This window comes from Pseudomonas sp. JAI115 (assembly GCF_014200835.1).
Lineage (GTDB): Bacteria > Pseudomonadota > Gammaproteobacteria > Pseudomonadales > Pseudomonadaceae > Aquipseudomonas > Aquipseudomonas putida_A.
This window is the reverse complement of the sequence record NZ_JACHCY010000002.1, coordinates 535,389-548,575: the sequence shown is the minus strand read 5'-3', so window position 1 is coordinate 548,575 and position 13,187 is coordinate 535,389. Positions and strand designations below refer to the sequence as shown.

The window sequence follows — 13,187 nt, the reverse complement described above, 5'->3', positions numbered from 1 at the left end:
CTCTCCGTTGAGGCTGGATAACGGCGGGCAGGCACAAGAATAGACGGCAAAAAGCCTGGCATCGCCCACCGTGATGCCGCTGGATGGATCAGGCCGGTCTCCGGGCTCATGAGCGGCGCATCGCCTGACTGCGCGCCTTCCCGCGTCGTCGACACAGTGGCTCAATGCACAGTTTTCACTCATTTACCGTTGCGGGGGCAGCGCCGGGATCGTGATCGTGCTTCGCCTGAAGACAACCCTCACCGGCTTCCCTGTTTCACTCTGTCGACACGCGTCACAGAGCACCTGAAACAAGCCGCGAAGGTTAGAGGGTTGGGGGTGGAGCGTCAATTAAAGAGGGGGCCGTCGGGCGAATAACTGCCGTCGATCAATTATCTGACGCCAATCTTGTGCCACACTGAGACAAGTGATATCAAAGAGCCATGCTTTTGTTTGAAAAAGCACACCACAACAATAAGGATGATGACGATGCAAGGCATGATCATCAGCAACCCGCGCCTGGAATTCCTGCGCCCGATGCTTGAACGCTGGTTTGACTGTATCGACCGCTACAACGCTGTACGCGGCGACAACGACACCCCTTACTGGCATGACGAGAAAGCCAATCTCGGCTTGCTCTCCGCGGCAGCCTGGATGGCCGAACTGGTGACCCTTTGCGATACCTCGACCCGAAAGCAGAACGAGGATGGCGAACGCAATGCCCGCGCCGATCTGTTCATCGCCGGCGCTGAAGACCGCGCCTACCTTCAGGCCACCCAGCGCTGGCCACGGGTCAACAATCTCAACCTGACCCAGGCCCTGCTGGACATCACCAGCGACGCCAAACGCATTAGTTTTGCCAGCGACCTCAAGCTCGGCTGCCTGTTCGTCGCCCCGCAAAAAGCCCAACACAGCGCCAGCCCCGAAGAGTTGCAGGACATGGTCGACGACCTGCAAAAGGAACACTGCTGCGCAGTGGCCTGGTATTTCCCCTACGCCTACCGCAAGTTGCGCAGCGAAGCGGGTAACTATCACCCAGGCATCGCCGTGCTGTTCAAAGAGGCCCGTGGTTGAGCGGTTGAACCATCGGGTGCGCGCACTCCTCTATGATTAGGCATGCATTCATAGGGAAGATCAGTAATGCGCAAAACCCAACTCGCTCTCGTCATCGCCCTCGCCGGAGGGCTCGCCGCCTGCGGTGAATCCTCCAGCCTGCAAGTTTCTGACGGCACCGGTCCGTCACCGAAGCTGCCTGAACCAAACAAAACCCTGATCCCGACGGTGAACATCGCCCCGGCGGTCGGCTGGCCCGCCGGCGGTAAACCGACCGCCGCAGCCGGCACGCAGGTCGCAGCATTCGCCGAAGGCCTCGATCATCCGCGCTGGCTCTACGTGCTGCCCAACGGTGACGTGCTGGTGGCGGAAACCAACGCTCCGCCCAAGCCTGACGACAGCAGCGGCATTCGTGGCTGGGTGATGAAGAAAGTCATGGGCAAGGCCGGCGCTGGTGTGCCGAGCCCGAACCGCATCACCCTGTTGCGCGACGCCGACCACGACGGCGTGGCCGAGACCCGCACGGTGTTTCTGCAAAACCTCAATTCGCCGTTTGGCATGACCCTGGTCGGTAACGATTTGTACGTCGCTGACACCGATCGCCTGCTGCGCTTCCACTACGAATCCGGCGCGACCGAGATCAAGACCCAGCCGATCAAAGTTACCGATCTGCCGGGCGGTACGCTGAACCATCACTGGACCAAAAACGTCATCGCCAGCAAGGACGGCAGCAAGTTGTACGTCACTGTCGGCTCGAACAGCAACGTCGGCGAGAATGGTCTGGATAAAGAAGAAGGTCGCGCGGCGATCTGGGAAGTTGATCGCGCCACCGGCAACCACCGGATCTTCGCTTCGGGCATCCGCAACCCCAACGGCCTCGCGTGGGAACCGACCACGGGCGCGCTGTGGACAGCGGTCAATGAGCGTGACGAGATCGGCAGCGACTTGGTGCCGGACTACATCACCTCGGTCAAGGACGGTGGCTTCTATGGCTGGCCCTTCAGCTATTACGGTCAGCACGTGGATGTGCGAGTTAAGCCGCAAAATCTGGATCTGGTGGCCAAAGCTATCGCCCCGGACTACGCCGTCGGCCCGCACACTGCTTCGCTGGGCCTGACCTTCGCCGAAGGCAACAGCCTGCCGGCGCAGTTCAAGGAAGGCGCCTTCATTGGTCAGCACGGCTCATGGAACCGCAAACCGCACAGTGGTTATAAAGTGATTTTCGTACCGTTCGCGGTCGGCAAGCCGAACGGAGCACCGGTGGATGTGCTGACCGGTTTCCTCGACAAGGACGAGAACGCTTTGGGTCGCCCGGTAGGCGTGGTGATCGACCAGCAAGGTGGTTTGCTGGTAGCAGATGATGTGGGGAATAAGATTTGGCGAGTGTCGTCCGCCAAATAATCTGACACACCCTAAAACAACTGTGGGAGCGGGCTTGCTCGCGAAAGCGTCAAGTCATTCAACATCGTAGTTGAATGACACAGCGCTTTCGCGAGCAAGCCCGCTCCCACATTTAAATCTTCAGCGGTTACGGGTTATGCGCCAGATGCTCCGGCTGCAACACCCGCTTGGCACTCAGGTACGCCTTCTGCCAGTACGCCTTCGACAGACTGTCCAGCTTCACCGTGCCGCCGGTGGCTGGCGCGTGCACGAAGCGCCCTTCGCCGACGTAGATTCCCGCATGGCTGACCTGCGAGCCGCCATTGGTGGCAAAGAAGATCAGGTCGCCAGTCTGCAAACCCTCTTTGCCGACATTTGGCGCCTGCATCACGATCATCTCGCGGGTGGAGCGCGGCAAGGAGATACCGGCGGCATCGCGGTAGACGAAACCGATCAGACCACTGCAATCAAACCCGGAATCCGGTGTGTTGCCGCCCCAGCGATAAGGCGTGCCAACCAGACCCAGCGCGCGAAACAGCACGTCTTCAGCAGCAGGCGAAAAAGCTTGGGAAGGCCCGAATACCACCGGAGCGCGTACCACTGGCGCAGGCGGCGGAGTGCGGCTGGCGCAGGCGCTGAGCAGCGCTGCGAAGAAAATCACTGTGAGGCGGGCCGACATCGTCATAAGCAGAACATCCTGATCTGGCTGCGGCTTTCTCTGCCGAATGGACAGAAACAAAACCGCCTGCGGAGCACGCAGGCGGTTTGCCATCAATATAGATACAGGATTCTAGCGGCTACGCGGCAAACTTCAAGTAAGACTTTAACTTCACCTTGTAAAGTCTAGGTCTACTCCCTTGCCGGGCACCGTTTTTGTCGCCACGGACGTGGCGACAACGGGGGAATTACTTGCGAGCGGTGACCACGGTCGGAGCCATCGCGAGGGCGCGCTTGGCTTCGATGAAGGTCTTGCTCCAGTAGCTGTCACCCAGGCTGTCGATGCGAACACCGCCGCTGCGACGACTGCTGGAGTGGATGAACTGATTGTCACCCAGGTAGATCCCGGCGTGGCTTACACGACCGCGACGACCATTGGTAGCGAAGAACAGCAGATCGCCCGGCTCAAGGTTGCCGCGCGAGACCAGAGGCGCATCCACGTTGATCATTTCACGGGTGGAGCGCGGCAGATTCATGCCGGCTTCTTCGCGGAACAGATAACCGATGAAACCGCTGCAGTCGAAGCCGGCTTCAGAGGTGCCGCCGAAACGGTAACGGGTACCGATCAGGGACATGCCGCGTTCAAGGATACTGTCGGCCAGAACCGGAAGCTCGTACGGCTTCTTGTTGAAGTCCGAGAGTTCTTTTTCGGTGTCCAGCTCTTCCTGGTAAATAACAGAAGACTGGGCAGTGGCAGAATTTTTAACCTGCTGAGGCTGCTCTTGAACTGGAGAATGAGCAGCGCAACCGAACAACAGGGTGACGAGTGCGAGAGGCACGAGGGGTGCGAAGCGATTTAGCATGGGCACGACCGTGGCTGAAGTTGTAAAGAAGCCGAGACTATGCCCGCTATCGGCCTCATTTGCAAATTCAATCGATCTTTTTGTGACTTCCCGGTTTCTCGTTTACATCTAAGCGCTTAAGCCCATTTGACTCGATACGCGGTCTGCATACGTTGCGGAAACGCGGATTTTCTGGCGCCTGAAATATGTCGAAACGTGCTGAAAGCCTCGTATTTCAAGGGCTGACTACCAACCGAGGGTCTCTTTCAGGAACGGAATCGTCAGCTTGCGTTGCGCCTGCAACGAGGCCTGATCCAGCTGTTCGAGCAGGTCGAACAATGCACTCATGCTGCGGGTGCCGCGAGTCAGAATAAAGTGTCCGACTTCATCGGTCAGATGCAGACCGCGACGCGACGCGCGCAATTGCAGAGCACGCAATTTGTCTTCATCGGAGAGCGGCCGCATCTGGAAGATCAGCGCCAGGGTCAGGCGCGATTTGAGGTCAGCCAGTTTCACCGGCAGCTCGCGCGGCGAGGTTGAAGCGGCAATCAGCAAACGTCGACCGCTGTCACGCAGGCGGTTGAACAGATGAAACATCGCCTCTTCCCAGTCCGGCTTGCCGGCAATCACCTGCAAGTCATCCAGGCAGACCAGTTCGTACTGCTCAAGGTTGTCGAGGATTTCGATACCACGATCCATCAGCTCGGCCAGCGGCAGATACACCGCCGGTTCACCCATCTGCTCGAAACGCAGACACGCCGCCTGCAACAGATGCGTACGCCCTACCCCATGCTTGCCCCACAGGTAGATGAGGCTTTCGGTCCAGCCGGCGTCGGCTTCGCATAGGCGCTCGACATAGCCGAGTGCAGCGGCATTGGCGCCTGGGTAGTAGTTGATGAAGGTGGCGTCGTCACGCAGACGCACACCTAGGGGCAGCTGAATCGGTTTCATGCTGACTGAACAGTTCTCAAGGAACCGTTAGTGGCCTCTGTGTAAAGTTTGCGAAGTTTATACCCGTGAAGCTGAGCGCACAATGCGACAGACCCCAAGCAAAATCAAAGGTTTGCGTTAACACGCTGGTTTTATGACAGTTTCTCTGACGCGGTATCGAACGAACCCGCCGCAAAACCCGGGCCAACCCGGCACAATGCCGGGCCGCCCGTGATCGGATTACAACTCGGGCTCATCTGCCCCGCTGTAAATATCCGAGTCCTTGTACAAATCGTGCACGTGACGCACCAGCACCATGATCACCGCCGCCACCGGCAATGCCAGCAGCACTCCGGTAAAGCCGAACAGCTCGCCGCCGGCCAGGATTGCGAAGATCACCGCCACCGGATGCAGGCCGATCCGGTCGCCGACCAGCAGCGGCGTCAGCACCATGCCTTCCAGCGCCTGCCCGACCATGAACACCGCAACGATGCCGATCATCGGGTACAGGTCGCCACCGAACTGGAACAGCCCGGCAATCAGCGCCGCGCCAATACCGATCACAAAACCCATGTACGGCACGATTGCCGCGAGGCCTGCGATCAGGCCGATCAACAGCCCCAATTCCAGACCAACAATCATCAGACCCGCTGCGTAGATCACGCCCAGCGCCAGCATCACCAGCAACTGTCCGCGCACGAACGCGCCGAGCACTTCGTGGCACTCACCGGCGAGCGAGACGATGGTTTCTTCACGATCACGCGGCAACAGGCTGCGGATCTTGGCCATCATCACGTCCCAGTCGCGCAGCAGATAAAAACTCACCACTGGAATCAGCACCAGATTCGCCAGCCAGCCGATCAGCGCCAGACTCGAGGCCGTCGCCTGACTCAGCACCACACCGACGATGTCAGTGGTCTGCCCCATGTGTTCGCTGATCGCCGCCTTGACCTTGTCGAACTTCCAGAAGCCGTCAGACAGGCCCAGCTTCGATTGCGCCCACGGCAGCGCCGTATGCTGCAGCCAGTCAAGCATTTGCGGCGCCAACTCATACAAACGCACCAACTGCTTGGCAAGCATCGGCACCAGCACCAACAGCAACGTGGTGACGATCAGAGTGAACAAGGCGAACACCGCGATCACACCCCAGGTTCGCGACAAACCGAGTTTCTCCAACCGATCCACCAGCGGATCGAACAGATACGCCAGCAGCAACGCCACCAGAAACGGCGTGAGGATCGGATGCAGCAACCAGACAAATGCGCAAAGCAGGACTACCCCACCGAGCCAGAACCAACGCCGCGTATCGGCCATTTACCACTCCCACTGCTTCTATATAAGGAAAGACTTACCAGCGAAACCGCAACGAAGGTGCTACCGGTGCAGGCGCTGGAGCCGCAACAGGCGCTGCACCTGCCACCGCTGGCTGCGGCGCTGCCACTGGCGTCGGTGCTTCGGCCGGCAACTCCTGCAACTTCGCCAACGACAACTGCGCGCGCAACTGATCGGCACTGCCGTTGACCCGATACACGATGCGATCACCATCGACACTTTGCAGACGCACACCGAACGGTTCGAGTAACCGCAGCAGCGTGGCGTAATGCTCAAGATTCATGCCCTGCACTTCGAGGGTCTGTTGGCTCGAAGCACCAGGCTTGGCGACAAAGCGCGGCGCCAGACGCTCGCCCACCGCCAGCATCACCGCATCCGCCAAGGCAGCCTGATCGGCACCCTGTACGCTGCCGGCCTCTTTCTGATCACCTAGCCACAGATGCCACTTGGCCTGCCACTGCCCGCCCTCTTCGTGCGCATGCACCGCCAGCAACGCATCCGCGCCGTAACGCTCCGAAGCGCCGCGCAATGGCGCGGGATCGGTGCCATCCAGCACTGGCGCGGAAGCCACCAGTTGCTCACTCAGATCCGCCAGCGGCAGACGCAGCGGCAAGCCGCGATGCTGAGCCGCAGAACGCAATGGTGCAGCCGCTGCCTGACCGTCGCCGACCAGGCTCGAACCTTCAGTCGAATCGTTCAGCCACCAGCTCAGAATCGACGGCCGACTCGCCCCCCACAATGACAGCCCGGCCCGGCGCAGCGCCTGCTCGGTGGTGGCCGGATCGAAATCGACCTTGAGCACCTCCGGCGGCCCGGCATCAAAACCGAACTGACTGATGATCTGCTGCGGATCCTTGCGAATCGCCGCCAGCCCGGGATTTTGCGGCGCCTTGGGGTCACCGGTCAGGCGCAACACCAGCGTATCCAGTGCCGCCTGAGTGGCGCGATCACGCTCTTCCGGCGCCTGGCTGCTGACTGGCTGGCGCACTTGATAGAGACCTTTGAGGTTTTCGGCATGACTCGCCAGGCTGACCAACGACAAACAACCCACAACCAACAATTTACAAAAACGCATGGAAAATTCCCGTCGACAGGAGCGGCTGGAACAGGCCGCGTGAACCGGTTAAGCAAGGCTGTGACAATCTGCAATCGCAAAACATTCACACGCTAGCGGTAAGTTTTTGCACAGTGATAACGATAGACGGTTAATCGGCACACCTTATACAGGCAGCCGTCCGGCACAATTGCAAAAAATTTCAGTCGATTATGCCCCTGCCCGTCGGCGCGAGGATGGCCGCTGCCCCTCAAGCCTGATAAAATCGCGCGCCTTCGCAGACCGGCAACAGCCGGGCACCCCGAAATTCGCGTAAGGCCATCGCCCTCTCGATTTCGATGTTCCCGCTGAACTCGGTCGTTACCCCTGAATCCCCTCCCCTAAAGGCCTGGATCATGAGCAAGCAACCCTCCCTGAGCTACAAGGACGCCGGTGTAGACATCGACGCCGGTGAAGCATTGGTCGAACGCATCAAGAGCGTCGCCAAGCGCACTGCGCGCCCGGAAGTCATGGGCGGCCTGGGCGGTTTCGGCGCCCTCTGCGAGATCCCGGCCGGTTACAAACAGCCGGTGCTGGTTTCCGGTACTGATGGCGTCGGCACCAAGCTGCGCCTGGCGCTGAACCTGAACAAGCACGACAGCATCGGCCAGGACCTGGTCGCCATGTGCGTCAACGATCTGGTGGTGTGCGGCGCAGAACCGCTGTTCTTCCTCGACTACTACGCCACGGGCAAGCTGAACGTCGACGTAGCTGCCACCGTGGTCACCGGTATCGGTGCAGGCTGCGAACTGGCTGGCTGCTCCCTGGTCGGCGGCGAAACCGCTGAAATGCCTGGCATGTACGAAGGCGAAGACTACGATCTGGCCGGCTTCTGCGTCGGCGTCGTGGAAAAAGCCGAAATCATCGACGGCTCGAAAGTCGCCACCGGTGACGCACTGATCGCCCTGCCATCGTCCGGCCCGCACTCCAACGGCTACTCGCTGATCCGCAAGATCATCGAAGTGTCGGGTGCCGACATTGAAACCGTTCAGCTCGACGGCAAGCCACTGACCGAACTGCTGATGGCCCCGACCCGCATCTACGTGAAGCCGCTGCTCAAGCTGATCAAAGACACCGGCGCGGTCAAAGCCATGGCCCACATCACCGGTGGCGGCCTGCTGGACAACATTCCGCGCGTTCTGCCAAAAGGCGCTCAGGCCGTGGTTGACGTGGCCAGCTGGACTCGCCCGGCGGTCTTCGACTGGCTGCAAGAGAAAGGCAACGTCGACGAGACCGAAATGCACCGCGTACTGAACTGCGGCGTCGGCATGGTGATCTGCGTGGCTCAGGAGCACGTTGAAGTGGCCCTGAACACCCTGCGTGATGCCGGCGAGCAGCCTTGGGTCATCGGCCAGATCGCTGCCGCTGCCGAAGGCGCTGCCCAGGTTGATCTGCAGAACCTTAAGGCTCATTAATGTCCGCAACCTGTGATGTCGTGGTGCTGTTGTCCGGCACCGGCAGTAACTTGCAGGCTCTGATCGACAGCACGCGGACCGGCGACAGCCCGGTCCGCATCGCTGCGGTGATTTCCAACCGCGCCGACGCCTACGGCCTGCAACGCGCCAGTGACGCGGGTATCGCCACCCGCTCGCTGGATCACAAGGCTTTCGAAGGTCGCGAGGCCTTCGATGCTGCCCTGATCGAACTGATCGACGAATTCAAACCGAAACTCGTGGTACTGGCCGGCTTCATGCGCATTCTCAGCGCTGATTTCGTGCGTCACTACCAGGGTCGCCTGCTCAATATCCACCCGTCGCTGCTGCCCAAATACAAAGGGTTACACACTCATCAGCGCGCGCTCGAGGCCGGCGATGCCGAGCACGGCTGCTCCGTGCACTTCGTCACCGAGGAACTCGATGGTGGACCACTGGTCGTACAGGCAGTAATACCGGTAGAGTTGCACGACACGCCGCAGACACTTGCGCAGCGAGTGCATGTCCAGGAACACCTGATCTACCCGATGGCTGTACGCTGGTTTGCCGAAGGCCGACTGGCACTCGGTGAGCAAGGTGCTTTACTGGATGGCCAGTTACTCGCGGCCAGCGGCCACTTGATTCGACACTAGGAGATTTTATGCGTCGCGCCCTGCTCTTCGCTTGCGCTCTGCTCGCCCTGCCTTTCGCGCAGGCGGCAGACCTTCAACCGTTCTCCGCCAGCTACACCGCCGACTGGAAACAGTTGCCCATGAGCGGCACCGCCGAACGCAGCCTGACCAAGGAAGCCAACGGCGTCTGGAAACTCAGCTTCAAGGCGTCGATGATGATCGCCAGCCTGACCGAAGAAAGCACGCTGACCCTGGACAAGGACACCCTGCTGCCACAGTCCTACCACTTCGAACGTGGTGGTCTGGGCAAAGCAAAAAAGGCTGATCTGGACTTCGACTGGAACAGCAAGATGGTCACCGGCACTGACCGGGGCGACGCGGTGAAGATCCCGCTGAACCGTGGCATGGTCGACAAGTCGACCTATCAACTGGCGCTGCAGCACGACGTCGCCTCCGGCAAAAAGACCATGAGCTATCAGGTGGTCGACGACGGTGAAGTCGACACCTATGACTTCCGTGTATTGGGTGCCGAGAAAGTCGACACCAAGGCCGGCAAGATCGATGCAATCAAGGTCGAGCGCGTGCGTGACCCGACACAAAGCAAGCGCATCACTGTGCTGTGGTTCGCCAAGGATTGGGATTACCTGCTGGTCCGCCTGCAACAGGTTGAAACCGACGGCAAGGAGTACAACATCATGCTCCAGGACGGCACGGTCAACGGCAAAACCGTTAAAGGCAGCTGATCCGCCGCTACAACGAAAAGCCCCGCAGATGCGGGGCTTTTTTGTGCCTGCGATTTCCGCGACGACACATATCCCCTGTGGGAGCGAGCCTGCTCGCGAAGGCGTCAGTTCAGCCGACTTGTATATGGCTGATACACCGCTTTCGCGAGCAGGCTCGCTCCCACAGGGTTCAGCTCGATCTTCGAGGGTCAGATCAGACCGAAAATCTGGCCACCATATTGTTCAAATCCACCGCCAGCCGCGACAGCTCCTGGCTCGCCGCACTGGTCTGATTTGCCCCCGCCGACGTCTGCATCGCCAGATCGCGGATGTTCATCAGGTTGCGGTCCACCTCCCGCGCCACCGCTGCCTGCTCCTCCGAGGCGCTGGCGATCACCAGGTTGCGCTCGTTGATCAAGGTGAACGCCGAGGCAATTTCCTCCAGCGCCAAACCCGCAGCCTTGGCCAGTTCCAGAGTCGAATTGGCGCGGACGCTGCTCTGTTGCATCGAACTGACCGCCGAATCGGTGCCCTGCTGGATGCCACCGATCATCTGCTCGATTTCCTGGGTCGATTGCTGGGTGCGATGGGCCAGCGCCCGCACCTCATCGGCCACCACCGCGAAGCCACGCCCGGCATCCCCGGCCCGCGCCGCCTCAATCGCTGCGTTCAGTGCCAGCAGATTGGTCTGCTCGGCAATTGAGCGGATCACGTCGAGCACTTTGCTGATGCCGTGAACCTTCTGCGCCAGATCCTCGACCTGCGTTGCATTGGACGTGACGTCGTCAGCCAGGGACTGGATCGAAGTCACCGTCTGGTTGACCTGCTCGCGCCCATGCTGGGCAATCCGGTCAGACTCGCGCGACGCCTCGGAAGTCGCCACGGCGTTGCTCGCGACCTCTTCCACGGCAGCGGTCATCTGATTGACCGCCGTGGCGGCCTGCTCGATCTCCAGGCTTTGCTGGTGCAGCCCGCGCGTGGCGTCCTCGGTGACGCAACTCAGTTCCTCCGAGGCGGACGCCAACTGGCTGGACGACTCGGAAATCTGCCGGATGGTGTCGCGCAGATTGTGCTGCATGCTTTTCAGCGCCTGCAGCAGCCGCGCCGGTTCGTCCTTGCCGGAGATACTGATATCGCCCGTCAGGTCACCGCCGGCCACCACTTCCGCCACGCCGAGTGATTGCGCCAGCGGCAGGACGATGCTGCGGGTCAGCAGCAGCGCCAGACCGATGGTGATCAGCGCGGTAATGCCGATCATCACCCCGACCCACACCCGCGAATTGATGAAAACCAGGCGCGCGGCTTCGGTGGCAAGATTGGCGTTGTGCTTGTTCAGCTCGACCAGCTCCTTCAGGGTGACCGCCATGTCGTCGGCCAACGGGCTCATTTCACCGTTGAGAATCGCCGCCGCCTCCTCCACCCGATTCTGTGCGGACAACTGCATGACCTGCGCCTGAAACTCCAGGTACTTGTGCTCGGCGACCTTGAAGCGGTCGAACAACTTGCGCTCTTCGGGCAGCACGATCAACACGTCATAGCGTTGTTGCGCTTCGCTCAAGACACCGCGCAGGTCATTGAGCTTGGCGACATTCTGCGCCAGCGCCTGCGGGTCGCGATTGAGCAGCAGGCGCATGGTCAGCGCACGCAGGCGCAACATGTCCTGACTCATCTCGCCGACCGCCATCACGCTCGGCAGCCAGTTGTTGTCGACCTCATCAGACTGGGCGCGCATGTTCGACATTTGCAGCAGGGCGAACGCCCCCAGGGCAAACACCATCAGCGCCAACACACCAAAACCCAGGCCGGCTCGCGGCGCGATATTGAGACTACGGATGCTCATGACTCTGGTTCCTTCCAAAAGCGCTGCATCAACCCTGCAGCTGGTTGCTTTAGAAGGTATCGGCCCGGCGAAAATTTGCGTAAGACCAAAAGGTGATATCAAAAGGCCTTGATACTTCGAACCCTCGGCATTAACGATTCAGCGCGGTTTCCCGGACTTTGCCGCTGTTCGCGGCAATATCGCCAAGAAGTTATCCCGGGCGACCTTACGCGCAATTTCTTCAGGCAAGGCATCAAGGAACGGCGTGAAGCTGCGCATTTCCTGACCGAGCTTGGTGAAACGGCCTACAACATCCGAGCCGATCATGAACCGATCAGGGTATTTCTCGACCAAGGCCAGCCATTCCGCACGCGGCTTGCCCTGCTCGTCCAACAGATACGGCGTGAGCATGCTCCACGACAGATCAATGAACAGATTCGGATAAGCCTCAAGCATCCGACTCACCGTCGGCAGGAGGAATTTCAGTTGCGTCTGGTGCCGATGAATTTCCGCGCTGGTGCCGGCGTGCGCCCAGATGAACCGGGTGTGCGGGTGATTACGCAGGGGTTCTTCGATTTCCTTCAAGTACAGCGGATTTTTCTCACGCTTGGAGGTGATGTTGGAATGCAGCATCACTGGCAGATCGTTTTCGGCAGCCAGGTGATAAATCCGCTTCATCGCCTCGTTATTGGCCCGTGGCGTGTCGCCGGCGGTCAACGCCGTCAAGTCATCATGGCGGGTGAACACTTCACCAATGCCCTGCCACAGCCCCGGATACAGATCGAGCATGCGCTGGATGTGCGCGGCGGAGTTCTTGTCATTGGGGTTGAAGCCCGACAGGAACGGATGAAAGTGCTGACGCTGCTCCGGAGTCAGCTTTTGCACGGCATCGGCAACGATCACGTCCGTGGCGCTGTACCAGTAGGCATCGGCATCATCGCCGGCGTAATAACGCGGACGCTTGGGTTCGTCCTCATGCCATTTCTTCGCCACGGGAATACCGGAAATCATCACATGGTCGATGGAATTGTCCTGCATGGCCGTGAGCAATTTCGCCATGCCGGCGGTTTCCTGGAAAAAATCCACGTAGTGCAAGTGCGCATCGCTGTAGGTGTAATCGCGGGCGCTGGCGCTACCGGCAAATGCCAGCAGGCAGGCAAGACTCAAACGAAACAAGGACACAAGTAATCTCCGGCAGGTAGGCATAGCCTAGACCCTGAGCCGATGACAAGGGTTCATCCTGCAGGAAAGTGGAACGCGGCTCTGTAGGAATGCTCTATAACTGCAAGGTCCTTTTTTGATCGCACGACTTTTTCCTACTGCCAGTGAGGTTGCC

The 13,187-nt window shown here is 59.9% G+C and carries 12 protein-coding genes and 1 riboswitch; of the genes, 5 read left to right on the top strand and 7 right to left on the bottom strand.

Features of this window, described 5'->3' with window-relative positions; all coding sequences use genetic code 11:
• Positions 1 to 73 precede the first annotated feature (73 nt).
• Positions 74 to 304, bottom strand: a riboswitch (cobalamin riboswitch).
• A gap of 164 nt (positions 305 to 468) precedes the next feature.
• Both HDC30_RS07605 and HDC30_RS07600 read left to right on the top strand, forming a co-directional pair.
• On the top strand, positions 469 to 1,053 hold the full coding sequence (locus tag HDC30_RS07605) for a hypothetical protein (protein ID WP_097087503.1): 585 nt from the start codon (positions 469 to 471) through the stop codon (positions 1,051 to 1,053).
• 66 nt (positions 1,054 to 1,119) lie between these two features.
• Positions 1,120 to 2,433: a sorbosone dehydrogenase family protein gene (locus HDC30_RS07600; protein ID WP_183782010.1), complete on the top strand. Its 1,314-nt coding sequence runs from the start codon at positions 1,120 to 1,122 to the stop codon at positions 2,431 to 2,433.
• Between the two features lie 127 nt (positions 2,434 to 2,560).
• Here the strand turns inward: HDC30_RS07600 and HDC30_RS07595 are convergent, their stop codons facing one another.
• The 5 genes from HDC30_RS07595 to HDC30_RS07575 form a co-directional block, all read right to left on the bottom strand.
• A complete protein-coding gene (locus tag HDC30_RS07595) occupies positions 2,561 to 3,097 on the bottom strand; it encodes a C40 family peptidase (protein WP_027614054.1) in 537 nt (178 codons plus the stop codon).
• A gap of 220 nt (positions 3,098 to 3,317) precedes the next feature.
• A complete protein-coding gene (locus tag HDC30_RS07590) occupies positions 3,318 to 3,932 on the bottom strand; it encodes a C40 family peptidase (RefSeq protein ID WP_007962885.1) in 615 nt (204 codons plus the stop codon).
• A gap of 225 nt (positions 3,933 to 4,157) precedes the next feature.
• Positions 4,158 to 4,862, bottom strand: coding sequence for a DnaA regulatory inactivator Hda (gene hda / locus HDC30_RS07585; RefSeq protein WP_025111852.1), 705 nt, complete (start codon positions 4,860 to 4,862; stop codon positions 4,158 to 4,160).
• A gap of 219 nt (positions 4,863 to 5,081) precedes the next feature.
• Positions 5,082 to 6,155 (bottom strand): AI-2E family transporter, encoded by a 1,074-nt coding sequence (locus HDC30_RS07580; RefSeq protein WP_027614053.1) that lies wholly within the window; start codon positions 6,153 to 6,155, stop codon positions 5,082 to 5,084.
• 34 nt (positions 6,156 to 6,189) lie between these two features.
• Positions 6,190 to 7,248 (bottom strand): DUF2066 domain-containing protein, encoded by a 1,059-nt coding sequence (locus HDC30_RS07575; RefSeq protein ID WP_183782007.1) that lies wholly within the window; start codon positions 7,246 to 7,248, stop codon positions 6,190 to 6,192.
• Between the two features lie 374 nt (positions 7,249 to 7,622).
• Here HDC30_RS07575 and purM point away from each other — a divergent pair, with 374 nt between their 5' ends.
• From purM to HDC30_RS07560, 3 genes are read left to right on the top strand one after another with little or no spacing between them, the layout of a single operon-like run.
• Entirely contained in the window at positions 7,623 to 8,681 is a 1,059-nt protein-coding gene (gene purM / locus HDC30_RS07570) for a phosphoribosylformylglycinamidine cyclo-ligase (RefSeq protein ID WP_027614051.1), read from the top strand.
• Positions 8,681 to 9,331 carry a phosphoribosylglycinamide formyltransferase gene (gene purN / locus HDC30_RS07565; RefSeq protein WP_047600250.1) on the top strand — a complete coding sequence of 217 codons (651 nt, stop codon included), beginning with the start codon at positions 8,681 to 8,683 and terminating at the stop codon, positions 9,329 to 9,331. The genes purM and purN overlap by 1 nt, the downstream gene beginning before the upstream one ends.
• An 8-nt stretch (positions 9,332 to 9,339) precedes the next feature.
• A complete protein-coding gene (locus tag HDC30_RS07560) occupies positions 9,340 to 10,053 on the top strand; it encodes a DUF3108 domain-containing protein (RefSeq protein WP_027614049.1) in 714 nt (237 codons plus the stop codon).
• Positions 10,054 to 10,246: 193 nt separating this feature from the next.
• Here the strand turns inward: HDC30_RS07560 and HDC30_RS07555 are convergent, their stop codons facing one another.
• Both HDC30_RS07555 and HDC30_RS07550 read right to left on the bottom strand, forming a co-directional pair.
• Positions 10,247 to 11,872, bottom strand: a complete 1,626-nt coding sequence (locus tag HDC30_RS07555; protein ID WP_183782004.1) for a methyl-accepting chemotaxis protein — start codon at positions 11,870 to 11,872, stop codon at positions 10,247 to 10,249.
• A gap of 138 nt (positions 11,873 to 12,010) precedes the next feature.
• Positions 12,011 to 13,057 carry an amidohydrolase family protein gene (locus HDC30_RS07550; RefSeq protein WP_221303353.1) on the bottom strand — a complete coding sequence of 349 codons (1,047 nt, stop codon included), beginning with the start codon at positions 13,055 to 13,057 and terminating at the stop codon, positions 12,011 to 12,013.
• Between the last annotated feature and the right edge of the window lie 130 nt (positions 13,058 to 13,187).